Here is a 25619-nt window from a genome sequence, read left to right as displayed (position 1 = left end):
GTATATACTGAAAGCCAGCATTGCTGGCTTTTTTCATTTTGGGGAACTGTCATGGCTGAACCGCAGCTGCTGTTGAACTATACCGGGCATCTGCCCGAATGCCCGACGTGGAGTGCAGAAGAGAAGGCGCTCTACTGGGCGGATATCCTGGAAGGGGAGATCCATCGGTACCATCTGCCCACCGCAGAGCACTCGGTGCTCTCATTCCATGAAGAAGTTGGGTGTTTTGCCCTGCGTGAACGCGGCGGATTTATCGTCGCGATGCGAAACGCCATCTGGCTGACCGATAAACACGGTCTGCTCCAGCGTAAAGTTTGCGATAACCCATCCAACCCGCAGCTTGCACGCTTTAACGATGGCGGTACCGATCATCAGGGACGGTTTTATGCGGGCACGTTCTGGGGGCCGGGAGATTATAACGGCGCCATGCTGATGCGTATCGACAACGACCTAACGCCGAAAGTGATCCAGTGCGATATTCACGGGCATAACGGTTTAGCGTTTAGTCCTGACAAACGATGGATGTTTACTTCTGATACGCCGAACGGTGTGATCTACCGTACGCCGCTTGATGAGCAGGGGGAACCCGGTAAGCGCGAAGAGTTTCGCCGGTTTAGCGAGGGAGACGGTATACCCGACGGAGCGGCAATGGATGAGGAAGGCTGCTACTGGAGCGCACTGTTTGACGGCTGGCGTATCGCACGGTTTTCACCGCAAGGCGAACAGCTGGAAGAGTATCGGCTGCCGGTACGCTGCCCGACAATGGTCTGCTTTGGCGGCGACGATATGAAAACGCTGTTTATCACCACCACGCGGGAAAATATGGAGGCGGAGGAGCTGGCGAAATACCCGCTTTCCGGTGCCATCTTCACCCTGCCTGTAAATGTGGCAGGGATGAAGAAAAGCCGCTTTATCGAACATTAAGCCGGATCGACCGGGACCACGGTTTCGCTCGGATAGCAGCCCAGCACTTTCATGGAGCGTGTGATCTCGCCCAGTTCGCGCAGGGCTTTCTGCATAGACGCAGACTCCAGGTTGGCCTGAACGTCGAGATAAAACATTTCTTCCCACGGGTTGCCATGTATTGGGCGGGATTCCAGCTTCGTCATGATCAGGTTGTGATTACGCAGCACCAGCAGCGCTTCAACCAGCGCACCCGCCTGCTGGCCGGTCGCCATCAGCAGGGTGGTTTTCGCCGGGACCTGGTCCGACACGTTGATGGCCTTGCGGGCCAGAACCACGAAACGGGTGATATTCTGCGTCTGGTTGGCCAGATTGCGTTCCAGCACCTGTAAGCCATACAGCGCGCCGCCCGCTTCGCTACCGAGAGCCGCGACGGCAGAAGAGTTTGCCTGCGCCACTTTTTCCATCGCCGCCGAGGTGCTTTCGGTGTATTCAATTTTCCAGTGCGGATAACGGTTCAGGAACTGGCTGCACTGCTGGAACGGCTGCGGGTGGCTGTACACCGTTTCGATCTGACTCAGATCGGTTGAGCCAGAGACCAGCACACAGTGATCGATAGGGATAGTCAACTCGCCGACTAACGACAGGCTGGTGTGCTGGAGCAGATCGTAAACATCGTTGATGGCGCCGGAACTGGTGTTCTCAATAGGCACCACGGCGTAATCTGCCTGGCCGGTTTCGACCTGGTTGAAGATGTCTGCAAATTTCGCGCAGCCGCTCTCAATAAACTCTTCGAAATGTCGGGCTGCGTACTGGCGAGCCGCCAGGTGAGAATAGGAGCCTTTCGGGCCGAGGAAAGCGATACGAGCAGAGTGCGGGTTGGTTTTGTTCAGATGCTGCTGGAGCAGGGCTTGTTGCGTCAGAACGGAGTCTTCGATGATGAGCTGGAACAGGCGGGTGATGTAGTGCGCATCCAGATGATGCGCTTTGCCGAGTTGAATCAACCGTTCCAGTAAATCACGTTCGCGATCGATATCGCGCACCGGCCGATGGGACTCGAGCTTGGCTTTGCCCACTTCAACGGCGAGCGCGCGGCGTTCTGCCAGCAGGGCCAGTAATTTTTCGTCGAGTGCACTGATTTTTACGCGTAAATCCAGGAGCGGGTTTTCCGGTGTCATAGTGTTGTCTGTCTCATTTTATCGTTATCAATAAAAAAGGCCTCCCGGTGTGGGAGGCCTTGTTGTTCGTCTTCGCATTCTTTATCACACGACGAAACGCCTCCCGGTCAGGGGAAGGTAAAAAAGAATGCGAAGAAAAACGGCGTCTGTTTCATAAAGTCATCCTGAAATTGATAGGGTTAAAGTACCTGCACTGTTTTGATCCTGTCAATAAAAAACGCGCCCGAAGGCGCGTTGTCGGTACACTCAATTTTAGAGGATTACTCTTCTTCAACTTCTTCCGCGAAGCTGGCGTCTTTCACCGAGGTTGCGGCGCGACGTGCTTCACCTTTGTGTTGCACTTTATTGAGCTGCCGTTCCAGCTTGTTGATCAAATCGTTAATTGCGGTGTACATATCCTCGTGTTTTGCGCTGGCGACCAGATGGCCGTTTGGAGTATTGATAGTTGCATCAGCGATGAAACCCTGCGGCTCCTTGGACAGGATGATATGTGGATTAATCAAATGTGTTTGCCATTTATCCAGTTTGGCGAGACGGTCTGCGACGTGCTGGCGGATTGCCGGAGTAATTTCCATTTGTTTACTGGTAATGTTCATTGTCATAAATTTTACCTCTTGTCTTTCCGTCTTGGTGATTCCAGCATACCCGACCTAATGTCAAAATGTGTGATTTAGATCACGTTATTTTGTCGGTTTTTGTCAGGGAATCTTTTTTGTGAGGCAGGGCAGGAAGAGGTGAGATTTACCTTGTCGAAGCCAACAATTGCGGTCATAGTTGAATGGATGTGTTGAAGCTAAACCGCTTCAGCGTAAGTGTGAAAGAATAAAAAAACGGCAGCCCGCGGGCTGCCGTTATGCGTTGTAGCGGTATCAGGTGTTGCTGCTGTTCGCGGCGATGATTTTCGCCACTTTGTCAGCCTGAGCCGTCATCTGCATCTGGCGATACGCATTTTCCATCAGCTTCAGGCCATCACGCGTGGCCTGGGTATCCGGATAATCACGCAGCATGCCTTCTACACGGTTAACCACGGCAACCCATGCGCCACGGCGGGTGTAGTATTCCGCAACGGAGTACTCATATTTCGCCAGACGATCTTTCAGGAATACCAGACGCTTAGTGGCATCGGTAATGTACTGGCTGTTCGGGTAGCTACGCACCAGTTTGGAGAAGTCATTGAAAGCATCACGCGCATGTTGCGGGTCACGGTCGGAACGATCCACCCCGAAGAAGCCCTGCAATGCACTATCATCCAGCGCCATGTTAGTCAGGCCGCGCATGTACATCACGTAATCGATGTTAGGATGGGTAGGGTTCAGACGCATGAAACGATCGATGGTTGCCTGAGCCAGCGGCAGATCGGCATTTTTGTAGTAGGCGTAGATAAGATCTAACTGTACCTGCTGCGAATACGGGCCAAATGGATAGCGATTATCCAACGCTTCCAGTTGCGTTATCGCCTGTTTCCAGTTACCGTCCTGCAACTTTTGTTGTGCAGTCGCATAGATTTCATTCGGCGGATTGTCAGGGACCTGTTCATTCGAACCGGAGCAGCCCACCAAAGCCAGGCTCAACGTGGCCGCTGCCACCAGATATTTCATGCGCGTCATGACGTTTTGACTTTCCTCAAATGTTTGTCCGGGAGAAACTCAGTTCCTGCTCCCGATTAAGACCAGCTACAATAGCACACTATATTAAACGGCAAAGCCGTAAAACCCAACGTTAAACGAAGAAGCAGTTTATGGCACAACGAGTAGAACTCACCGCAACAGTCTCCGAAAATCAGCTCGGTCAACGCTTAGATCAGGCTTTGGCCGAATTGTTCCCTGATTATTCGCGTTCACGCATAAAAGAATGGATCCTTGACCAGCGCGTGCTGGTAAACGGCAAGATCTGGGACAAACCAAAAGAGAAAGTGTTTGGTGGGGAAGCTGTCGCCATCAATGCTGAAATCGAAGAGGAAGTCCGCTTCGAGCCGCAGGATATCCCGCTGGATATCGTCTACGAAGATGACGATATTCTGGTCATCAACAAGCCGCGCGACTTTGTTGTTCATCCGGGCGCGGGCAATCCTGACGGTACGGTACTTAACGCTCTCCTTCATTATTATCCGCCGATTGCCGACGTACCGCGTGCCGGTATCGTTCACCGTCTGGATAAAGACACCACGGGTCTGATGGTGGTGGCGAAGACGGTCCCAGCTCAGACTCGCCTGGTGGAATCTTTGCAATTGCGCGAAATTACCCGTGAGTATGAAGCGGTGGCGATTGGTCATATGACCTCTGGCGGCACGGTGGAAGAGCCTATCAGCCGTCACCCAACCAAGCGTACGCATATGTCCGTACACCCAATGGGTAAACCGGCGGTAACCCACTACCGCATCATGGAACATTTCCGTATTCATACGCGCCTGCGTCTGCGCCTGGAAACCGGGCGTACTCATCAGATCCGCGTGCACATGGCGCATATTACCCATCCGCTGGTGGGTGACCCGGTTTACGGCGGTCGTCCGCGTCCACCAAAGGGCGCATCGGATGAATTCATCTCCGTGCTGCGTAAATTCGATCGCCAGGCGCTGCATGCGACGATGCTGCGTCTTTATCACCCAATTACTGGAATTCAGATGGAATGGCATGCGCCGATCCCACAGGATATGGTGGAACTTATCGACGCGATGCGCGCAGATTTCGAAGAACATAAGGATCACGTGGACTGGTTATGACCAAACTGATTGTCCCGGAGTGGCCACTGCCTGAAGGCGTGGCCGCCTGTAGTTCAACCCGTATCGGTGGCGTGAGCCAGGGCGCGTGGGAGTCTCTGAACCTCGGTGCGCACTGTGGCGATAACCTGGAGCACGTTGAAGAGAACCGTAAACGCCTCTTTGCTGCGGGAAACCTTCCTTCAAAACCGGTCTGGCTTGAGCAGGTGCACGGTAAAGCGGTGCTGAAGCTGACGGGGGAGCCCTATGCGTCTAAGCGCGCCGATGCTTCGTACAGCAATACGCCGGGAACGGTTTGCGCGGTGATGACTGCTGATTGCCTGCCGGTGTTGTTCTGCAATAAGGCAGGAACTGAAGTGGCTGCTGCCCACGCCGGATGGCGAGGCCTGTGCGAAGGCGTGCTGGAAGAGACCGTTGCCTGCTTCCATGACGATTCTGCAAATCTCATCGCCTGGCTTGGCCCGGCGATTGGCCCGCAGGCGTTTGAGGTCGGGCCCGAAGTGCGCGATGCCTTTATGGAAAAAGATCCGCAGGCGGTCGAAGCGTTTGTGGCTTCCGGAGATAAATATCTGGCCGATATTTATCAGCTTGCCCGCCAGCGCCTGAATAACGTCGGCGTGACCCAAATCTTCGGCGGAGATCGCTGTACCTTCAGCGAAAAGGGTGATTTTTTCTCCTATCGCCGCGACAAGACGACAGGTCGTATGGCAAGTTTCATTTGGCTGATATAACCTAAAGAATCAAGACGATCCGGTACGCGCCGTTTTCTTTTCACATAATTCAGGTTATTAACCTTGAATAATTGAGGGATGACCTCATTTAATCTCCAGTAGCAAATTTGACCTGTTATGGGAGGAGTTATGCGTCTGGATCGTCTTACTAATAAATTCCAGCTTGCTCTCGCCGATGCCCAGTCCCTCGCACTGGGGCACGACAACCAATTTATCGAACCTCTTCATTTAATGAGCGCCTTGCTGAATCAGGAAGGGGGATCGGTACGTCCTTTATTAACGTCCGCTGGCATTAATGCCGGCCAGTTACGCACCGCCATCGATCAGGCGCTGAGCCGTTTACCGCAGGTAGAAGGTACCGGCGGCGACGTGCAGCCGTCGCAGGATCTGGTGCGCGTGCTGAACCTTTGCGACAAGCTGGCGCAAAAACGTGGGGACAACTTTATTTCGTCAGAGCTGTTTGTTCTGGCGGCGCTTGAATCACGCGGTACCTTAACCGACCTGCTGAAATCCGCCGGTGCAACCACCGCTAATGTGACCCAGGCGATTGAGAAAATGCGCGGAGGTGAAAGCGTGAACGACCAGGGAGCCGAAGACCAACGTCAGGCTTTGAAGAAATTTACGGTCGACCTGACCGAACGTGCCGAGCAGGGCAAACTTGACCCGGTAATCGGCCGTGACGAAGAAATTCGTCGGACTATCCAGGTACTGCAACGTCGTACCAAAAACAACCCGGTGCTGATTGGTGAGCCTGGCGTCGGTAAAACCGCCATCGTTGAAGGGCTGGCGCAGCGTATCGTTAATGGCGAAGTGCCCGAAGGGCTGAAAGGCCGTCGCGTACTGGCGCTGGATATGGGCGCGCTGGTGGCCGGGGCGAAATACCGCGGTGAATTTGAAGAGCGTCTGAAAGGCGTGCTGAACGATCTGGCGAAACAGGAAGGTAACGTCATCCTGTTTATCGACGAACTGCACACCATGGTGGGGGCGGGTAAAGCTGACGGCGCAATGGATGCCGGGAACATGCTGAAACCTGCGCTGGCACGTGGTGAACTTCACTGCGTCGGCGCCACTACGCTGGACGAGTATCGTCAGTACATTGAAAAAGATGCCGCGCTGGAGCGTCGTTTCCAGAAGGTGTTTGTCGCTGAACCAAGCGTTGAAGATACCATCGCCATTTTGCGTGGTCTGAAAGAGCGTTATGAGCTGCACCATCACGTGCAGATCACTGACCCGGCCATCGTTGCGGCGGCGACGCTTTCGCATCGTTACATTGCCGACCGTCAGTTGCCGGATAAAGCCATCGACCTTATCGATGAAGCGGCGTCCAGCATCCGTATGCAGATTGACTCGAAACCGGAAGAGCTGGACCGGCTCGATCGCCGCATTATCCAGCTCAAGCTGGAACAGCAGGCGCTGAACAAAGAGTCTGACGAAGCGAGTAAGAAACGCCTCGATATGCTTAACGAAGAACTGGACGAGAAAGAGCGTCAGTATTCTGAGCTGGAAGAAGAGTGGAAAGCTGAGAAAGCCTCCCTCTCTGGCACCCAGACAATCAAGGCGGAGCTGGAGCAGGCGAAAATTGCCATTGAGCAGGCCCGTCGCGTAGGAGATCTGGCGCGGATGTCCGAGCTACAGTACGGCAAGATCCCTGAGCTGGAAAAACAGCTAGAGATCGCCACGCAATCGGAAGGCAAAACCATGCGTCTGTTGCGTAATAAAGTGACGGATGCCGAGATTGCCGAAGTGCTGGCGCGCTGGACGGGCATTCCTGTGGCTCGCATGATGGAAAGCGAACGCGAGAAACTGCTGCGTATGGAGCAGGATCTGCATCAGCGCGTCATTGGACAGAACGAAGCGGTCGAAGCGGTATCTAACGCCATTCGTCGTAGCCGTGCGGGGCTGTCCGATCCGAATCGTCCAATCGGCTCGTTCCTGTTCCTGGGGCCAACCGGTGTCGGTAAAACCGAGCTGTGTAAAGCGCTGGCTAACTTTATGTTCGACAGCGATGACGCGATGGTGCGTATCGATATGTCCGAGTTTATGGAGAAACACGCCGTCTCGCGTCTGGTCGGTGCGCCTCCAGGATATGTCGGTTACGAAGAGGGCGGTTACCTGACGGAAGCGGTTCGTCGTCGTCCTTATTCCGTCATCCTGCTGGATGAAGTGGAAAAGGCTCATCCTGACGTGTTTAACATTCTGTTGCAGGTGCTGGATGATGGGCGTCTGACGGACGGGCAGGGAAGAACGGTCGACTTCCGTAACACGGTGGTGATCATGACCTCGAACCTGGGTTCCGATTTGATTCAGGAACGCTTCGGTGAGCTGGATTACAGCCATATGAAAGATCTTGTGCTGGGTGTGGTCAGCCAAAACTTCCGTCCGGAGTTCATCAACCGTATTGATGAAGTGGTCGTGTTCCATCCGCTGGGCGAGAAACACATCGCGTCGATTGCGCAGATCCAGTTGCAGCGTCTGTACAAACGTCTGGAAGAGCGTGGGTATGAAATCCACATTTCCGACGATGCGCTGAAACTGCTGAGCGAGAATGGTTACGATCCTGTTTATGGTGCGCGTCCGTTAAAACGTGCTATCCAGCAGCAGATCGAAAACCCGCTGGCACAGCAAATCCTCTCTGGGGAGCTGGTTCCGGGCAAAGTTATTCGTCTGGAAGCCAACGACGATCGCATTGTGGCAGTGCAGTAAGTCACAAAACGCAAAAACGGGCCGCTTGCGGCTCGTTTTTGTTTAAAAACCAGGCGAAAATTGAGGTCTGGGATGTGATTTGCCTGGAAAATGAGCGGTCAGTAAATAATTTTCACTTTATCCTTGCAGGTTCGGAATTACTCCCTATAATGCGCCTCCACTGACACGGAACAACGGCACGCAAGCCGCCGGGTCAGCAGAGAAAAGCAAAACAAACGCTTGACTCTGAAGCGGGAAAGCGTAATATGCACACCCCGCGCCGCAGCGAAAACGAAGCGGCACTGCTCTTTAACAATTTATCAGACAATCTGTGTGGGCACTCAAAGTGACATGGATTCTTAATGTCCTCGGACACTAAATGAATACCAAGTCTCAACGAGTGAACACGTAATTCATTACGAAGTTTAATTCATTGAGCATCAAACTTTTAAATTGAAGAGTTTGATCATGGCTCAGATTGAACGCTGGCGGCAGGCCTAACACATGCAAGTCGAACGGTAACAGGAAGCAGCTTGCTGCTTCGCTGACGAGTGGCGGACGGGTGAGTAATGTCTGGGAAACTGCCTGATGGAGGGGGATAACTACTGGAAACGGTAGCTAATACCGCATAACGTCGCAAGACCAAAGAGGGGGACCTTCGGGCCTCTTGCCATCGGATGTGCCCAGATGGGATTAGCTAGTAGGTGGGGTAACGGCTCACCTAGGCGACGATCCCTAGCTGGTCTGAGAGGATGACCAGCCACACTGGAACTGAGACACGGTCCAGACTCCTACGGGAGGCAGCAGTGGGGAATATTGCACAATGGGCGCAAGCCTGATGCAGCCATGCCGCGTGTATGAAGAAGGCCTTCGGGTTGTAAAGTACTTTCAGCGGGGAGGAAGGCGATAAGGTTAATAACCTTGTCGATTGACGTTACCCGCAGAAGAAGCACCGGCTAACTCCGTGCCAGCAGCCGCGGTAATACGGAGGGTGCAAGCGTTAATCGGAATTACTGGGCGTAAAGCGCACGCAGGCGGTCTGTCAAGTCGGATGTGAAATCCCCGGGCTCAACCTGGGAACTGCATTCGAAACTGGCAGGCTAGAGTCTTGTAGAGGGGGGTAGAATTCCAGGTGTAGCGGTGAAATGCGTAGAGATCTGGAGGAATACCGGTGGCGAAGGCGGCCCCCTGGACAAAGACTGACGCTCAGGTGCGAAAGCGTGGGGAGCAAACAGGATTAGATACCCTGGTAGTCCACGCCGTAAACGATGTCGACTTGGAGGTTGTGCCCTTGAGGCGTGGCTTCCGGAGCTAACGCGTTAAGTCGACCGCCTGGGGAGTACGGCCGCAAGGTTAAAACTCAAATGAATTGACGGGGGCCCGCACAAGCGGTGGAGCATGTGGTTTAATTCGATGCAACGCGAAGAACCTTACCTACTCTTGACATCCAGAGAACTTTCCAGAGATGGATTGGTGCCTTCGGGAACTCTGAGACAGGTGCTGCATGGCTGTCGTCAGCTCGTGTTGTGAAATGTTGGGTTAAGTCCCGCAACGAGCGCAACCCTTATCCTTTGTTGCCAGCGGTTAGGCCGGGAACTCAAAGGAGACTGCCAGTGATAAACTGGAGGAAGGTGGGGATGACGTCAAGTCATCATGGCCCTTACGAGTAGGGCTACACACGTGCTACAATGGCGCATACAAAGAGAAGCGACCTCGCGAGAGCAAGCGGACCTCATAAAGTGCGTCGTAGTCCGGATTGGAGTCTGCAACTCGACTCCATGAAGTCGGAATCGCTAGTAATCGTGGATCAGAATGCCACGGTGAATACGTTCCCGGGCCTTGTACACACCGCCCGTCACACCATGGGAGTGGGTTGCAAAAGAAGTAGGTAGCTTAACCTTCGGGAGGGCGCTTACCACTTTGTGATTCATGACTGGGGTGAAGTCGTAACAAGGTAACCGTAGGGGAACCTGCGGTTGGATCACCTCCTTACCTTAAAGAACCTGCCTTTGCAGTGCTCACACAGATTGTCTGATGAAAAGTAAATAGCAAGGCGTCTTGCGATTGAGACTGTACGTCCCCTTCGTCTAGAGGCCCAGGACACCGCCCTTTCACGGCGGTAACAGGGGTTCGAATCCCCTAGGGGACGCCACTTGCTGGTTCGTGAGTGAAAGTCACCTGCCGTCATATCTCAAAACTGACTTGCGAGTCATGTTTGAGATATTTGCTCTTTAAAAATCTGGATCAAGCTGAAAATTGAAACGACACACAGCTCATGTGTGTTCGAGTCTCTCAAATTTTCGCAATCAGAAGTGAAACATCTTCGGGTTGTGAGGTTAAGCGACTAAGCGTACACGGTGGATGCCCTGGCAGTCAGAGGCGATGAAGGACGTGCTAATCTGCGAAAAGCGCCGGCGAGGTGATATGAACCTTTGACCCGGCGATGTCCGAATGGGGAAACCCAGTGCAATCCGTTGCACTATCGTTAACTGAATACATAGGTTAACGAGGCGAACCGGGGGAACTGAAACATCTAAGTACCCCGAGGAAAAGAAATCAACCGAGATTCCCCCAGTAGCGGCGAGCGAACGGGGAGCAGCCCGGAGTCTGAATCAGCTTGTGTGTTAGTGGAACGGTCTGGAAAGTCCGACGGTACAGGGTGATAGTCCCGTACACGAAAATGCACATGCTGTGAACTCGAAGAGTAGGGCGGGACACGTGGTATCCTGTCTGAATATGGGGGGACCATCCTCCAAGGCTAAATACTCCTGACTGACCGATAGTGAACCAGTACCGTGAGGGAAAGGCGAAAAGAACCCCGGCGAGGGGAGTGAAAAAGAACCTGAAACCGTGTACGTACAAGCAGTGGGAGCCTCTTTATGGGGTGACTGCGTACCTTTTGTATAATGGGTCAGCGACTTATATTCTGTAGCAAGGTTAACCGTATAGGGGAGCCGAAGGGAAACCGAGTCTTAACTGGGCGTTAAGTTGCAGGGTATAGACCCGAAACCCGGTGATCTAGCCATGGGCAGGTTGAAGGTTGGGTAACACTAACTGGAGGACCGAACCGACTAATGTTGAAAAATTAGCGGATGACCTGTGGCTGGGGGTGAAAGGCCAATCAAACCGGGAGATAGCTGGTTCTCCCCGAAAGCTATTTAGGTAGCGCCTCGTGAATTCATCTTCGGGGGTAGAGCACTGTTTCGGCTAGGGGGCCATCCCGGCTTACCAACCCGATGCAAACTACGAATACCGAAGAATGTTATCACGGGAGACACACGGCGGGTGCTAACGTCCGTCGTGAAGAGGGAAACAACCCAGACCGCCAGCTAAGGTCCCAAAGTCATGGTTAAGTGGGAAACGATGTGGGAAGGCACAGACAGCCAGGATGTTGGCTTAGAAGCAGCCATCATTTAAAGAAAGCGTAATAGCTCACTGGTCGAGTCGGCCTGCGCGGAAGATGTAACGGGGCTAAACCATGCACCGAAGCTGCGGCAGCGACACTATGTGTTGTTGGGTAGGGGAGCGTTCTGTAAGCCGTTGAAGGTGTGCTGTGAGGCATGCTGGAGGTATCAGAAGTGCGAATGCTGACATAAGTAACGATAAAGCGGGTGAAAAGCCCGCTCGCCGGAAGACCAAGGGTTCCTGTCCAACGTTAATCGGGGCAGGGTGAGTCGACCCCTAAGGCGAGGCCGAAAGGCGTAGTCGATGGGAAACAGGTTAATATTCCTGTACTTGGTGTTACTGCGAAGGGGGGACGGAGAAGGCTATGTCAGCCGGGCGACGGTTGTCCCGGTTTAAGCATGTAGGCGGAGGTTCCAGGTAAATCCGGTACCTTGTTAACGCTGAGGTGTGATGACGAGGCACTACGGTGCTGAAGTGATAAATGCCCTGCTTCCAGGAAAAGCCTCTAAGCATCAGGTAACACGAAATCGTACCCCAAACCGACACAGGTGGTCAGGTAGAGAATACCAAGGCGCTTGAGAGAACTCGGGTGAAGGAACTAGGCAAAATGGTGCCGTAACTTCGGGAGAAGGCACGCTGATGTGTAGGTGAAGCCCCTGCGGGCGGAGCTGAAATCAGTCGAAGATACCAGCTGGCTGCAACTGTTTATTAAAAACACAGCACTGTGCAAACACGAAAGTGGACGTATACGGTGTGACGCCTGCCCGGTGCCGGAAGGTTAATTGATGGGGTTAGCGGCAACGCGAAGCTCTTGATCGAAGCCCCGGTAAACGGCGGCCGTAACTATAACGGTCCTAAGGTAGCGAAATTCCTTGTCGGGTAAGTTCCGACCTGCACGAATGGCGTAATGATGGCCAGGCTGTCTCCACCCGAGACTCAGTGAAATTGAACTCGCTGTGAAGATGCAGTGTACCCGCGGCAAGACGGAAAGACCCCGTGAACCTTTACTATAGCTTGACACTGAACACTGGTCCTTGATGTGTAGGATAGGTGGGAGGCTTTGAAGCGTGGACGCCAGTCTGCGTGGAGCCAACCTTGAAATACCACCCTTTAATGGCTGGTGTTCTAACGTAGACCCGTTACCCGGGTTGCGGACAGTGTCTGGTGGGTAGTTTGACTGGGGCGGTCTCCTCCCAAAGAGTAACGGAGGAGCACGAAGGTTGGCTAATCCTGGTCGGACATCAGGAGGTTAGTGCAATGGCATAAGCCAGCTTGACTGCGAGCGTGACGGCGCGAGCAGGTGCGAAAGCAGGTCATAGTGATCCGGTGGTTCTGAATGGAAGGGCCATCGCTCAACGGATAAAAGGTACTCCGGGGATAACAGGCTGATACCGCCCAAGAGTTCATATCGACGGCGGTGTTTGGCACCTCGATGTCGGCTCATCACATCCTGGGGCTGAAGTAGGTCCCAAGGGTATGGCTGTTCGCCATTTAAAGTGGTACGCGAGCTGGGTTTAGAACGTCGTGAGACAGTTCGGTCCCTATCTGCCGTGGGCGCTGGAGAATTGAGGGGGGCTGCTCCTAGTACGAGAGGACCGGAGTGGACGCATCACTGGTGTTCGGGTTGTCATGCCAATGGCACTGCCCGGTAGCTAAATGCGGAAGAGATAAGTGCTGAAAGCATCTAAGCACGAAACTTGCCCCGAGATGAGTTCTCCCTGAGACTTTAAGTCTCCTGAAGGAACGTTGAAGACGACGACGTTGATAGGTCGGGTGTGTAAGCGCAGCGATGCGTTGAGCTAACCGATACTAATGAACCGTGAGGCTTAACCTTACAACGCCGAAGGTGTTTTGGCGAAGAGACAGACACGATTTTCAGCTTAGATTCAGAGTCCGAAGGATTTTGCGCTGAGACAAGGCGGCAAACGAAGGAAAGGAAGGAGCATACTGAGGTATGTGACTGACTTTACGAGAGCAGCCAACGCAGTATCAGTGCGAAAGACACAGGACAGAGCACAAGAATTTGCCTGGCGGCTGTAGCGCGGTGGTCCCACCTGACCCCATGCCGAACTCAGAAGTGAAACGCCGTAGCGCCGATGGTAGTGTGGGGTCTCCCCATGTGAGAGTAGGGAACTGCCAGGCATCAATCAAGAAGAACCCCGTACCGTAAGGTGCGGGGTTTTTTGCTTTGTACATGGGAAAACATGGCGGATGGCGGCTTCCCCTTATCCGGCCTACAATTGTTAAAACAATTTTAACAATGGTGCCGCTTTGACTCGTCCCTTTGATTATCAACAAGATTTTGCCAATATTAATTTTCGCGAACATCCCGAACGGTATCAGGTTGGCCGGGGTGAGCAGGGCGTATTGATGGTCGAGCCTTATAAAAGCGAAATCCTGCCGCACTGGCGTTATAAAAATGCTGAAGTCGCAGCGCGTTCGGCAGAAGAGATCTACGCCCTTTTTGAAGAATACCGCAGGAAAAACGATTTTGTCGGCATGGATATGGCGCGTAAATTCATACAGATGGGATACACCCGTGCCCGACGATACGCCAATCATAAAGGCGGTAAAAAGTATGATGAGAAGCGCCAGGTCAAACCCCTCGATCACGATCCAGTAAAAGCAGAAGCCGCTGCGGTGTTCAAAACGTGGTGGGATAAAATTCGTGCCGATGAAGATTATTTGCAGCGAAAAAAGGCTCACCAGCAAGCGTGGGGATAATTACTACGTCCGCTAATAATTCGATACCTGATCGAGTTCACAAAATCCAATGAAACATATTGGAAACATTTTATTTACCTAACGATTCGTTTTAAATCCGGTTTTACTGTTTGTGGGCAATGGCCCGCAATGTGAGACAGGGGATTTTAAAATGACAGAAACCGTAGCCAGTGCAGATACGGATAACACAAGTTTAGCAGGCAAGGATACTCGCCGTCGGGTTTGGGCAATCGTTGGAGCTTCATCGGGGAACCTTGTAGAGTGGTTTGATTTTTACGTCTATTCATTTTGTTCACTCTACTTTGCACATATCTTCTTCCCGTCAGGGAACACTACAACGCAGCTTCTGCAAACCGCAGGCGTTTTTGCCGCCGGGTTCCTGATGCGTCCCATTGGCGGATGGCTGTTCGGCAGGATCGCGGACAGGAAAGGGCGCAAGACATCCATGCTCATCTCCGTATGCATGATGTGCGTCGGCTCGCTGGTGATTGCTTGCCTGCCCGGATATGACACTATCGGAACATGGGCACCGGCGTTGTTGCTGCTGGCACGCCTGTTCCAGGGGCTGTCAGTGGGTGGCGAATACGGCACCAGCGCGACATACATGAGCGAAGTAGCTGTTGAAGGGCGCAAAGGTTTCTATGCATCATTCCAGTATGTAACCCTCATTGGCGGTCAGCTGCTGGCGTTACTGGTTGTGGTGATCCTTCAACAAATCCTTAGCGATGAAGATTTACGCGCCTGGGGCTGGCGCATCCCGTTTGCCCTGGGGGCTGCCCTGGCGGTTGTGGCGCTGTGGTTACGCCGTCAGCTTGATGAAACCTCCCAGCAGGAGGTCAGGGCGCTGAAAGAAGCCGGTTCGATGAAAGGGCTGTGGCGAAACCGCAAAGCGTTTTTGATGGTATTAGGCTTTACCGCCGCAGGCTCGCTAAGCTTCTATACCTTCACCACCTATATGCAAAAATATCTGGTCAACACCACGGGCATGCATGCTAACGTTGCGAGTGTCGTCATGACGGTGGCGTTACTGGTCTTTATGCTCATCCAGCCGATTGTTGGCGCGCTGTCGGACAAAATAGGTCGCCGCACCTCCATGCTGATCTTTGGTGGCATGCTCACCCTGGGGACTGTTCCGCTTTTGACGGCGCTACAGCATACAACCTCTCCGTATGCCGCTTTCGCTTTGATTATGGTGGCACTTATTATTATTAGTTTTTACACGGCAATCAGTGGCATTTTGAAAGCAGAAATGTTTCCCGCACAGGTGAGGGCGCTGGGCGTAGGCCTCTCTTATGCGGTCGCTAACGCCCTGTTCGGCGGTTCGGCAGAGTATGTCGCGCTATCCCTTAAGTCATGGGGCAGTGAATCGACCTTTTTCTGGTATGTCACCATCATGGGGGCGCTGGCGTTTATTGTCTCCCTGATGCTGCATCGTAAAGGAAAAGGGATCCGCCTTTAATAATGCGCCATCTGCCAGACGGCGTAGCCGGTTGTTGCCCCGGCTACGTCCCAGGCAAAATCTTTCCAGCTCCAGCCGCTTCCCGAGGGGCGGCTATCCCAAAGTTCTTTTGATGCCCCCAGGCTGATGGAGAACATCAGCCCCATTGTGGCACTTCGATCCCGGCTATAACCCTGGTGCAGCGCATATTCATTACCCGCAGCGGACAACATTGCAGACGCCAGAAAGTGTTGAGCTTTATCCTGACCCGACCAGTTATCATTAGCCATATGGCTGCAACCGGTCAGGAAAAGAGGGATTATCAGGAAAGGCGTACGCATTAACAGACTCCATAAAAAAGCCCCGTCGATGACAGGGCTCGTGTATTACAGAATGCGGCTGATGAGGCGGTCGATACGGATCCGACGTAGACGGCGAATCAGCTTGCGAACTTTCACCGGATAATCAGCGATGCTTTGCAGATCGCGATAATGACGAACCACTGTAGTATGCGTGCGTATAAGCTCCAGCTCACGATCGCGTTTCGCGGCTAACGCATGCTGAGGATCGTGAATAAGGATGGCGTTTTCCAGATCCAGACGCCAGGCGCGTGGGTTGAGATTATTACCGGTCAGCAGCATCCACTCATCATCCACCCACATTCCTTTGAGGTGATAGCTGTTGTCTTCATCTTTCCAGAGACGCACAACCAGCTGGTCCGTGTTCACATAGTACTGTAAACGGCTCAGGAAGCGACGCAGGTTAATCTCATAGAGATAAGGCAGTGCGCCGATGATCTTGAAAGGCTGATCTTCCGGAATGAAAAAGTCATTTGCCGTTTTATCCCCAACAATGATTTCCACCTTTTTACCATCACGCAGCAGCTGAATGATATTACGCACCAGAACGGCGGGAAGGTTAAAGTACGGGGTGCAGATGGTGAGCTTATGCTCTGCGCACGGCATCAAATGAAAGATAGTCTTGTTCAGCAGGCTGGATTTTCCCAGGCCTACCAGAGGCGTAACGGACAGTTCTTCATTATTGGCATCACCCTGAAAACGATAAACCGCATCGCGCAGTTCCTGGCGGAAGGAGCGAACGTCATTTTTGATTTCCGGGCTTTTCGGGCGATGAGGATCGTCAAGACGGTGCACACCCCGACCATGAACCAGGTTTTTATCAACCCAGTTGAACATGATGTCAGCCATCTGCGGATTGCGGATCAGATGGTAGCGATCGTAGCGGTATTTATCGAGCTGATGGAGATACACATCATTCAGGCTGGCGCCGCTATAAAGGACGCTGTCATCAATGATAAATCCTTTAAAATGAAGAACGCCAAGCGCTTCACGGGTATTCACCGGTACGCCATACACCGGGATATCAATACCCGGATTTTCCTGTGCCGTGCGGCAATACCAGTCAGCATTGGTATTCGAGGCAGCCGCACCAATACGGCCACGCTGAGCACGGTGCCAGTCAACCAGCACGCGAACATCCAGTTCCGGACGCTGACGTTTCGCTTCATAGAGCGCGTTCAGGATCGCACGCCCACCTTCATCTTGTTCAAGATAGAGCGCCACAATGCAAATACGTCGCGTAGCGCTGGCAATCTTTTCAAGAAGCGTCTCCCGGAAATGAGCGGGAGCATAAAAGAACTCTACATCATCAACTGACTGAGAAATCTTCGGTAGTTGAGCAAGGTGTTGTTGATGTTTATTACGCTTAAATTTTGACAACATCACAGTGCGTTTCTTCTCTGTTCATTGAAGGGTTGTCTGTACCAGGCAAACAACATAAGCGGACAATGATACCCCAGTGCCGGTAAAAGTGGGTAACATTTCCAGCAGCTTACTCTTGTTTATCCGTCGAAGTCAGGCTGAGGGACAGAGAGACAATGCCTTCATCCAGCTGGATATCAACGTCAAAACCGAGCTTCCGCGCCAGGGTCACCATACCCCGATTGTTTGGCATAGTAATGCCATTCAGGCGTGACAATCCGTGATCGCGCGTATAACCAATGAGTTTTTCGAGCAGCCGTCTGCCCAACCCTAAACCCTTAAGATCGGAACGCACCAGTACGGCAAACTCCGCATCCACGTTATCCGGGTCGGAAATGGCACGCGTCACGCCGAGGATCTCCTCTTCCGCTCCAGAACGGCGGACCGCCACAATCGCCATTTCTCGATCGTAGTCGATCTGGGTCATATTGGCTAAATCGTCGTGGGTAAATTCATTGATTTCGCTGAAATAGCGATAGTACAAATCTTCCTTCGTCACCTGCGAGATGAACGCCCGCAGCAGCGGCTCGTCTTCCGGCAGGATAGGGCGAAACAGCGCCCGTTCCCCATTTTTCATCACCACCCACTCTTCCAGGTGAAGAGGATAAGGACGAATGGCGAGACGGCTTTCGGGGTCACCGATATAGGGCGCAATATCCAGCGTCACGTCCAGCGCGGTAAATTCATTTCCGGAGGCAAGAAGGGGGTGGATATCCAGGCGCTGGATCTCCGCACAGTCAACAATGAGGTTGGAGACCTTCACCAGAAACTGGCTTAACCCGGCGATATCAAGCGGCCGCAGAGCGCTTCTCCCGCGGATTTTTTTGCTTTTGATGGCCTGAATAATCAAATAACGCGCCAGGTTCATGTTTAGAGGAGGAAGCGCGACAACCGCCTGTTCTTCTGGCCGCCACTCAACGCCGCCTTCACCCAGCATAATGAGCGGACCAAAAACCGGATCGTGTTCGACAACCACGCGTAGCTCCTGCGCACCTGCACGGTTGGCCATGCTCTGCACCAGCAGGCCGTGGATCCGGGCCTGTGGCCACGTCATTTTTACGCGATCGATAATTGCATCCGCGGCCTGTTGTACTTCTGTCGCGGTGCGCAGATACAGCATTACGCCCTGCACATCCGATTTGTGCGGAATATCGGGAGAGCGCAGCTTCAGCGCGACCGGATAACCAATCTGCTCAGCGATATGTACCGCCTCAGCGCTGTCGCCGGCAATCCAGGTGGGCAGGGTTTGCATCCCATAGCTGCCAAGAATGGGTTGCACCTCATGTGTATCAAGAGAAGTGGCGCCCTCTTCGATGGCCTGCTGCAAAAGCCTGTGCACATCCACCGAATTTGCGGTGAGATTGCCCGGCAGGGCAGGCGTTTCACGCAGCTGCTTCTGGTTGCGGCGGTATTCAACCATATGCATAAACGCGGTAATGGTGCCCTCCGGGGTACGGTAGGTTGGCAACCCGGCTTCACTAAACAGACGCCGTGCCTCCTGCGAGGAGAACTCGCCGCACCAGTTGGTCAGCAGGGTAACGTATTTGCCGCGGGGATGGTTTCGGACTGCCTCAATCAGCGCACGCGCACTTTCGCTGCCTGGCGCAACCGCGCTGGGCGAATGGATAATCATCAGCGCATCAAAGTCCTGGCTATCGAGCAAAATCGTGATCGCCTTAATGTAACGATCGCTGCTGGCATCATCGCGCAAATCGAGGGGATTATCGGGAACAACGCTTCCCGGTAACGCGTCCCGCAGGCGCTGTAGCGTCTCTTCACCCAGCGTGGCCAGCTTGCCGTTGCGTAGCCAGAGCTCGTCCAGCGCCAGGGCGGCGGGAGCGGCACCGTTGCTGACAATCATCAGCTTTTCACCGCGCAGGGGGCGCATGTGGCTTAACGTTTCGACGGCGGAAAAAAGCTCGTGCGTATCCTGTACCCGCAGTAAACCGGCGCGCTGGATCGCTGCATCCCATGCGGGATCCATCCCTGAACGGGAATGTAGCAGGCGCTGAGCCGCAGGGCTGCGCCCGCTTTTGATGACCAGTATCGGTTTATTTCGCGATGCGCTACGTGACGCCGACACAAAACGACGGGCGTCGCTCAGGTGTTCAAGGTAGAGCAGGATAGCGCTGGTTTTGCTGTCACGCGCCAGGAAATCCAGCAGCTCATCGACGTCAATGTCCAGGCTGTCGCCCAAAGCGATGAAGTAGGAAAAACCCATCTCACGCTGCTGCGCCCAGTCGAGGATGGTATTGGATACCGCAGCCGACTGCGAAATAAAGGCCAGTTTGCCTTTGCGGATCGGAACCGGGGAAAAACTGGCATTCAGCCCTTGCCAGGGCGCAAGCAGACCGAGGCTGTTTGGACCAAGAATGCGCATCTGGTAGCGGCTGGCGCAGGCCAGCAGTTCGGGCTGCTGTTCAGGAGGCGAGGAAAGAATAATGCAGGTTTTACAGCCTTTCTGACCGAGCGACTCAAGCAGCTCGAGGTTTCGTTTCGCATGTGTACAGAGCACGGCGAGGTCGGGAACGAAAGGCAGGCTCTGCACATCCGGCCACGCCAGTACCCCCTGTACCGCCTTATAAGCGGGCGTAACGGGCATGACCGGGCCGTTAAACCCGCCAGCCAGCAGGTTACGCATCATCAGATACCCTGCGCGGTCCGGTTTCATCGAGGCGCCAATAACGGCAATGGATTTAGGACGGAGTAGCGCTTCTAACCCTCTCTGGCTCATGCAGGCCTCCCGTGAATGCAAGCGACCTGATGATTTTAAACGCTTTCTGTCTCTGTTGCTGTGACGCTACCCTTATGAACGGTTTTTCCCGCAAGATAACGTTCACGGAAGCAGGAGAAGTGGGAGCCCAGCGCGCCGGCCGCCTGGGTATCGCCCGCCAGATCCAGTAGCGCAATAGCGACTTCAGCGGTGCAATATTGACCGTCGGCATGCGCTTCACGCAAGCGATAGGCCGAAACGCGCGACAGATCGACGGAAATCACCGGCAGCGCATCAAGGTAAGGGCTTTTGCGAAACATCTTTCTCGCTTCGGTCCAGGTGCCGTCGAGCATAATAAACAGCGGCGGCTTACCGGATGGTGGCGCCGTAAGCACCTGACGTTGTTCGCCTGCATATGATGCCGGGAAAACGACCATAGGCTGATAGTCCGGGCTTGCCACCAGGTCGAGCAGAGCCTTAGGTGGCTCAGTGCGCGACCACTGAAACGCTGCGGTGTTAGGCAGAATATCGGCGATCAAACGCCCCGTGTTGCTGGGCTTCATCGGTTCGGTATCGAACATGACCAGACAAAAGCGGCTTTTCGCCTCGCTCGGTACAAGCGTTTCGCACAGACACACTTTCAGCGGTAAAAGGCAGCGCTGGCAGCGGCGAATACGATTGCCTCGGGCCAGAAAAGGGCGGGTGGCGCGCGCAAGGCGCTCGGCGCGTAATTGGAGTACAGCGTTATCAGTCATGGGCGAAAAGGCAGGAAAAACCCCATTTTCGCAGAGGAGAGAACGGGGCACAAGATATGCCCCGCGAATGTTACAGGGATTCGTTTAACCAGCTGTCGAAAGGCGCTTTCGGTACTGCGCCATTGAGCATGTCGATCACTTCACCATTTTTGAAAATCATAATGGTTGGAATGCTGCGAATGCGAAAACGGGCGCTGAGTTCACGTTCCGCTTCGGTATTCACTTTGACAAAACGCATTTTCCCGCTGCGCTCTTCAGCCACGTCTTCGAAGATGGGCGCAAAGTTACGGCAGGGGCCGCACCACGGCGCCCAGAAATCGACCACAACAGGCAGATCGTCCTTGAGGAGTTTGTCCAGCGTAGCACCCGTCGCGTTAATGACATCGCCATCAAATAATTCGTGGCCACAACGCCCGCATTTCGCACCGTCATCCATCCGATCGTCCGGAATGCGGTTTAAAGCCTGACAGTTGGCACATACGGTATTCATAACTAACCTCTGATAGAGCCGTGGAACAACGGCAGAACGCCGATAATGTTTCTGATATGTTACATATTATCAGTGAGCCTGTATGAAACGACAACGCGTTTTATTCAATGGGAACAATAGTCACAGGCTTTTGTACGAAATTATGGCTATGAGCTTGCACATCGGGTAATCTGCGCGCTTCGCGCAGCGCTGGTGGAGAAAAGCATGAACGACGAAATGAAAAACAAAAGCGGCAAGGTCAAAGTGATGTATGTCCGCAGTGATGATGACTCTGATAAACGCACCCAAAATCCGCGTACCGGAAAAGGTGGCGGGCGTCCGGCGTCTTCTCGTGCAGACGGTGGCCGTCGCCCCGCCCGCGATGACAGAAATAACCGCGGCGATGACCGCAAACGTGATGACCGTAAGCGTGACGATCGCAAACGCGATGATGTTGTCCGTGACGGTGGATCGCCATGGCGTACCGTTTCTCGCGCGCCCGGTGAAGAGGCGACCGAAAAAGCCGATCACGGCGGTATCAGCGGAAAAAGCTTTATCGATCCGGAAGTGTTGCGTCGTCAGCGTGCGGAAGAGACCCGTGTCTACGGTGAGAACGCCTGTCAGGCCCTGTTCCAGAGCCGCCCGGAGTGTATCGTTCGTGCATGGTTTATTCAGAGCGTGACCCCGCGCTTCAAAGAAGCGCTGCGCTGGATGGCGGCGAACCGCAAAGCCTACCACGTGGTTGACGATGCCGAGCTGACAAAAGCGTCCGGTACAGAACACCACGGCGGCGTCTGCTTCCTGATCAAAAAACGTAACGGCACTACCGTGCAGCAGTGGGTTAGCCAGGCGGATGCCGATGACTGCGTGCTGGCGCTGGAAGATGTGGGTAACCCGCATAACCTGGGCGCTATGATGCGTAGCTGCGCGCACTTTGGCGTGAAAGGCGTTCTGTTGCAGGATGCCGCGCTGCTGGAATCCGGTGCGGCGATTCGTACCGCGGAAGGCGGTGCAGAGCACGTTCAGCCGATCACCGGCGACAGCGTGCTGGAAGCCCTGGAGCAATTCCGTAAAGCGGGCTACACCATTGTCACCACCTCAAGCCGTGCCGCTACGCCGCTGTTTAAAGCGACGCTGCCGCGCAAAATGGTGCTGGTGTTAGGTCAGGAGCGTGATGGTCTGTCTGATGCGGCACTCTCCAGCGCTGACCTGAGCGTCTCTATCGACGGCACTGGCAACGTTGAAAGCCTGAACGTATCCGTTGCGACCGGCGTGCTGCTGGCGGAATGGTGGCGTCAGAACAAGGCATAAGCCTTTTATGTGCCGGGCCTGACCCGGCACATTCAAACCCTACTCGCTCTCTGCCGGTAACACAGGCATCCAGTCAATCGGCTTTTCGCCGCGCTTTTCCAGCCACTCATTCGTCAGAACAAAATGATTACTGCCAAAGAAACCGCGATGCGCAGACAGCGGCGACGGGTGCGGTGCCTTCAGCACGTGATGACGCTGACGATCGATAATCGCCCCTTTCTTTTGTGCGTGCGATCCCCAGAGTAAAAACACGACGCCTTCACGATGCTCATTGATCAGGCTGATAACCTTATCGGTAAAGGTTTCCCATCCCAGACTGGCGTGGGAGTGTGCCTGACCCGCCCGGACGGTTAATACGGTATTCAGCAACAGCACGCCCTGGCGCGCCCAGCTTTCCAGATAACCGTGATTAGGGCGGGTAAAACCCGGAATCGTTCCTTCCAGCTCTTTATACATATTCAGCAGAGAAGGGGGGATGGCTACGCCCGGACGCACGGAAAATGCCAGTCCGTGAGCCTGCCCGGGGCCGTGGTATGGATCCTGCCCCAGGATAACCACCTTTACATCGCTCAGTTCGGTGTAGCGGAAGGCGTTAAACACATCTTTCTGCGGCGGATAAATTGTCTGGCCGGCCTGCCGTTCAGCCGCAACGGTACTGAGGGTGTTAATAAAATAGGGCTGCTGCTTCTCTTCTGCCAGCACGTCATGCCAGGTTAAAGGTGTTGTCATCTCGCTCTCCTGCGAATCTCATTCTGTGTCTAGCTTACCTGTTAAACCCCAATGAGCAAAATTACCCGCGGAAAACCAGGCTAAGTGACTCAATTTATGTTGAAAACCAGGCAGGATAAGTCGAATTGGTAAACCTTTAAAATTGATCTAAAACAAAAAATACAGACCACACTCTTTGTGTGGTTGGTGGTTTTGTTGATTTTAATCAATAAATCACCCGGGTCTGAATGTTATATATACACACAACAAACAATGGTTTTACCAATTGGCCGCAAAAGGCCAGCATCAGTTAATGTAGCCTAAGGGAGGCAACACATGATTACAGGTATCCAGATTACTAAAGCTGCAAATGACGATCTGCTGAACTCTTTCTGGCTGCTGGACAGCGAGAAAAACGAAGCGCGCTGTGTAGTAGCGAAAGCAGGTTTTGCGGAAGACGAAATCGTTCCGGTGAGCAAACTGGGCGAAATTGAATACCGTGAAATTCCAATGCAAGTGCAACCAGAAGTACGCGTGGAAGGCGGTCAGCACCTGAACGTTAACGTCCTGCGTCGCGAAACGCTGATGGATGCCGTTGAGCACCCGGAAAAATACCCGCAGCTGACCATCCGTGTGTCTGGCTATGCGGTGCGTTTCAACTCTCTGACCCCGGAACAGCAGCGCGACGTTATCGCGCGTACCTTTACTGAAAGCCTGTAAAGTTCAGCTTCGGGGGTGGAATAAAAAAGCCGGGAATGTCCCGGCTTTTTTTTTACTCTTCAGTTTTTGTCTCTGGCGCAGCAGAACTTGGCTTACGGCGCTTACCAATATTTTTGGTATCGCGGTGGCGCTGTTTAACGCGCGGCTTCTCTTTTTCTTTCTCTTTTCTCTCAGCACGTTTCGCGAGCGCTTTCTTGGACGGTTTACCCGTCATTTTTTCACTCGGCGCACGTGTGGTCGGACGAAGCCCGTCAATCACGCGAGCTTTCAGCGGCTCCTCAACGTAGCGGCCAATTTTCTGTAGCAGCAGATGGTCGTGCGCTTCTACCAGAGAGATAGCAATACCTTTGCGGCCCGCACGGCCGGTACGACCAATACGGTGCAGGTAAGTATCACCGCTGCGCGGCATATCAAAGTTGATTACGTGGCTCACGTCCGGGATGTCGATCCCACGCGCGGCAACATCGGTGGCAACCAGCACATTCACGCGGCCATCGGTCAGGCGCTTAATCCCTTCGGTTCGCTTAACCTGCGCCATTTCACCTTCGAGATAGCAGTTGTTAATGCCGGCGTTGCGCAGCATTTCTGCCAGCTCATGCACGCGCTCACGTTTGCGTACGAAGACGATGGTACGGGTTGCCTCTTCCTGCTTCAGCAGGTGTTTCAACAACTCAACCTTATGCTCAAGGTTATCTGCGCGGTAGTACCACTGGTGGATCTTCTTACGCTCACGGGTCGATGGCGTAGCGGACACTTCCACCGGATCTTCCAGCAGACGTTCGGCGAAATCTTTAATGGCATCCCCTTCAAGGGTTGCCGAGAACAGCATTGTCTGATTACGCCAGCGCGTTTCACCCGCGATGTGTTCGATATCCTGGGCAAAGCCCATGTCCAGCATGCGGTCAGCTTCATCGAGAATCAGCGTTTCCACCGCGCGGCAGTCGAAGTTCTCTTCTTTTATGTATTGCAGCAGACGGCCTGTCGTCGCGACAACGATATCCTGGTTTTCGCTGAACACTTCGGCGTGGTTCATATACGCTACGCCACCGGTGATGGTCGCGATATCCAGATGGGTGTTCGCCGCCAGCTCACGCGCGTGTTCGGCAACCTGCATCGCCAGTTCACGGGTCGGGGTCAGGATCAAAATGCGCGGCGGGCCTGATTTTTTACGCGGAAAGTCGAGCAAATGCTGCAACACAGGCAGCAAGTAGGCTGCTGTCTTCCCCGTGCCGGTTGGCGCAGAACCGAGCACATCGCGGCCCTCAAGCGCAGGCGGAATGGCCGCGGCCTGAATGGCGGTCGGGCGTGTAAAGCCTTTGCTCTCAAGGGCATTGAGCAGGCTTTCATCGAGTTCAAGTTCGGAAAAAGTCGTTACAGTCATGTTC

Annotated in this window: 19 protein-coding genes, 1 tRNA gene, 3 rRNA genes and 1 other annotated feature; of the genes, 12 read left to right on the top strand and 11 right to left on the bottom strand. The window is 53.7% G+C overall.

Features of this window, described 5'->3' with window-relative positions; genetic code table 11:
* Nucleotides 1-51 precede the first annotated feature (51 nt).
* Entirely contained in the window at nucleotides 52-924 is an 873-nt protein-coding gene (locus FZF21_RS16230; RefSeq protein WP_047055254.1) for an SMP-30/gluconolactonase/LRE family protein, read from the top strand.
* On the opposite strand, the gene pheA is transcribed toward FZF21_RS16230, so the two are convergent.
* The 4 genes from pheA to bamD all read right to left on the bottom strand — a co-directional run bounded on the left by pheA (nucleotide 921) and on the right by bamD (nucleotide 3688).
* Nucleotides 921-2081 carry a bifunctional chorismate mutase/prephenate dehydratase gene (gene pheA, locus FZF21_RS16225; RefSeq protein ID WP_022649058.1) on the bottom strand — a complete coding sequence of 387 codons (1161 nt, stop codon included), beginning with the start codon at nucleotides 2079-2081 and terminating at the stop codon, nucleotides 921-923. The two genes, FZF21_RS16230 and pheA, sit on opposite strands and share 4 nt — an antisense overlap.
* 30 nt (nucleotides 2082-2111) lie before the next feature.
* Nucleotides 2112-2237 (bottom strand) — a sequence feature (Phe leader region).
* Nucleotides 2189-2236: a pheA operon leader peptide PheL gene (gene pheL / locus FZF21_RS16220; protein WP_100229775.1), complete on the bottom strand. Its 48-nt coding sequence runs from the start codon at nucleotides 2234-2236 to the stop codon at nucleotides 2189-2191. Its footprint overlaps the feature before it by 48 nt.
* 104 nt (nucleotides 2238-2341) lie before the next feature.
* Nucleotides 2342-2683 (bottom strand): ribosome-associated translation inhibitor RaiA, encoded by a 342-nt coding sequence (gene raiA / locus FZF21_RS16215; protein WP_003863162.1) that lies wholly within the window; start codon nucleotides 2681-2683, stop codon nucleotides 2342-2344.
* A 267-nt stretch (nucleotides 2684-2950) separates the two neighbouring features.
* On the bottom strand, nucleotides 2951-3688 hold the full coding sequence (bamD, locus tag FZF21_RS16210) for an outer membrane protein assembly factor BamD (protein ID WP_003863164.1): 738 nt from the start codon (nucleotides 3686-3688) through the stop codon (nucleotides 2951-2953).
* A 131-nt stretch (nucleotides 3689-3819) separates the two neighbouring features.
* Here bamD and rluD point away from each other — a divergent pair, with 131 nt between their 5' ends.
* The 9 genes from rluD (at nucleotide 3820) to FZF21_RS16165 (ending at nucleotide 15798) form a co-directional block, all read left to right on the top strand.
* Nucleotides 3820-4800: a 23S rRNA pseudouridine(1911/1915/1917) synthase RluD gene (rluD, locus tag FZF21_RS16205; protein WP_017383977.1), complete on the top strand. Its 981-nt coding sequence runs from the start codon at nucleotides 3820-3822 to the stop codon at nucleotides 4798-4800.
* Complete coding sequence (gene yfiH, locus FZF21_RS16200; RefSeq protein ID WP_040118001.1) at nucleotides 4797-5528, top strand: purine nucleoside phosphorylase YfiH; 732 nt, start codon at nucleotides 4797-4799, stop codon at nucleotides 5526-5528. The genes rluD and yfiH overlap by 4 nt, the downstream gene beginning before the upstream one ends.
* 129 nt (nucleotides 5529-5657) lie before the next feature.
* Entirely contained in the window at nucleotides 5658-8231 is a 2574-nt protein-coding gene (gene clpB / locus FZF21_RS16195; RefSeq protein ID WP_045337481.1) for an ATP-dependent chaperone ClpB, read from the top strand.
* 429 nt (nucleotides 8232-8660) lie between these two features.
* A 16S ribosomal RNA gene (locus FZF21_RS16190) occupies nucleotides 8661-10202 on the top strand.
* Nucleotides 10203-10286: 84 nt separating this feature from the next.
* Nucleotides 10287-10362 (top strand) — tRNA-Glu (locus FZF21_RS16185).
* 182 nt (nucleotides 10363-10544) lie between these two features.
* Nucleotides 10545-13449 (top strand): 23S ribosomal RNA (locus FZF21_RS16180).
* Between the two features lie 192 nt (nucleotides 13450-13641).
* Nucleotides 13642-13757, top strand: a 5S ribosomal RNA gene (rrf, locus tag FZF21_RS16175).
* The 16S, 23S and 5S rRNA genes sit together here with 1 tRNA gene alongside, the layout of an rRNA operon.
* Before the next feature lie 129 nt (nucleotides 13758-13886).
* Nucleotides 13887-14339, top strand: a complete 453-nt coding sequence (locus tag FZF21_RS16170; RefSeq protein ID WP_032619240.1) for a DUF4385 domain-containing protein — start codon at nucleotides 13887-13889, stop codon at nucleotides 14337-14339.
* A gap of 151 nt (nucleotides 14340-14490) precedes the next feature.
* Entirely contained in the window at nucleotides 14491-15798 is a 1308-nt protein-coding gene (locus FZF21_RS16165) for an MFS family transporter (RefSeq protein ID WP_017383558.1), read from the top strand.
* Here the strand turns inward: FZF21_RS16165 and FZF21_RS16160 are convergent.
* The 5 genes from FZF21_RS16160 to trxC form a co-directional block, all read right to left on the bottom strand.
* Nucleotides 15795-16118: a YfiM family lipoprotein gene (locus tag FZF21_RS16160; RefSeq protein WP_003860739.1), complete on the bottom strand. Its 324-nt coding sequence runs from the start codon at nucleotides 16116-16118 to the stop codon at nucleotides 15795-15797. The genes FZF21_RS16165 and FZF21_RS16160 overlap by 4 nt on opposite strands.
* Before the next feature lie 45 nt (nucleotides 16119-16163).
* On the bottom strand, nucleotides 16164-17519 hold the full coding sequence (gene pssA / locus FZF21_RS16155) for a CDP-diacylglycerol--serine O-phosphatidyltransferase (RefSeq protein ID WP_006811620.1): 1356 nt from the start codon (nucleotides 17517-17519) through the stop codon (nucleotides 16164-16166).
* A gap of 109 nt (nucleotides 17520-17628) precedes the next feature.
* Nucleotides 17629-20292, bottom strand: a complete 2664-nt coding sequence (gene pat / locus FZF21_RS16150; protein ID WP_063946201.1) for a protein lysine acetyltransferase — start codon at nucleotides 20290-20292, stop codon at nucleotides 17629-17631.
* Between the two features lie 35 nt (nucleotides 20293-20327).
* Nucleotides 20328-21026 (bottom strand): tRNA-uridine aminocarboxypropyltransferase, encoded by a 699-nt coding sequence (tapT, locus tag FZF21_RS16145; RefSeq protein ID WP_047718866.1) that lies wholly within the window; start codon nucleotides 21024-21026, stop codon nucleotides 20328-20330.
* Between the two features lie 70 nt (nucleotides 21027-21096).
* Nucleotides 21097-21516: a thioredoxin TrxC gene (trxC, locus tag FZF21_RS16140; RefSeq protein ID WP_003860733.1), complete on the bottom strand. Its 420-nt coding sequence runs from the start codon at nucleotides 21514-21516 to the stop codon at nucleotides 21097-21099.
* A gap of 204 nt (nucleotides 21517-21720) precedes the next feature.
* Here trxC and FZF21_RS16135 point away from each other — a divergent pair, with 204 nt between their 5' ends.
* Nucleotides 21721-22806 (top strand): tRNA/rRNA methyltransferase, encoded by a 1086-nt coding sequence (locus FZF21_RS16135; RefSeq protein WP_017383555.1) that lies wholly within the window; start codon nucleotides 21721-21723, stop codon nucleotides 22804-22806.
* Nucleotides 22807-22845: 39 nt separating this feature from the next.
* Here FZF21_RS16135 and ung read toward each other — a convergent pair whose 3' ends face one another.
* A complete protein-coding gene (gene ung, locus FZF21_RS16130) occupies nucleotides 22846-23535 on the bottom strand; it encodes a uracil-DNA glycosylase (RefSeq protein ID WP_003860729.1) in 690 nt (229 codons plus the stop codon).
* A 315-nt stretch (nucleotides 23536-23850) separates the two neighbouring features.
* Between ung and grcA the strand changes: the two genes are divergently transcribed.
* Nucleotides 23851-24234: an autonomous glycyl radical cofactor GrcA gene (grcA, locus tag FZF21_RS16125; protein ID WP_003860727.1), complete on the top strand. Its 384-nt coding sequence runs from the start codon at nucleotides 23851-23853 to the stop codon at nucleotides 24232-24234.
* Nucleotides 24235-24286: 52 nt separating this feature from the next.
* On the opposite strand, the gene srmB is transcribed toward grcA, so the two are convergent.
* Nucleotides 24287-25615 (bottom strand): ATP-dependent RNA helicase SrmB, encoded by a 1329-nt coding sequence (gene srmB / locus FZF21_RS16120; protein WP_017383554.1) that lies wholly within the window; start codon nucleotides 25613-25615, stop codon nucleotides 24287-24289.
* Nucleotides 25616-25619 lie beyond the last annotated feature (4 nt).

The sequence above is a fragment of the Enterobacter sp. LU1 genome, from assembly GCF_008271405.2.
Taxonomy (GTDB): Bacteria; Pseudomonadota; Gammaproteobacteria; order Enterobacterales; family Enterobacteriaceae; genus Enterobacter; species Enterobacter hormaechei_C.
This window is presented reverse-complemented; position numbering and strand designations above follow the sequence as displayed.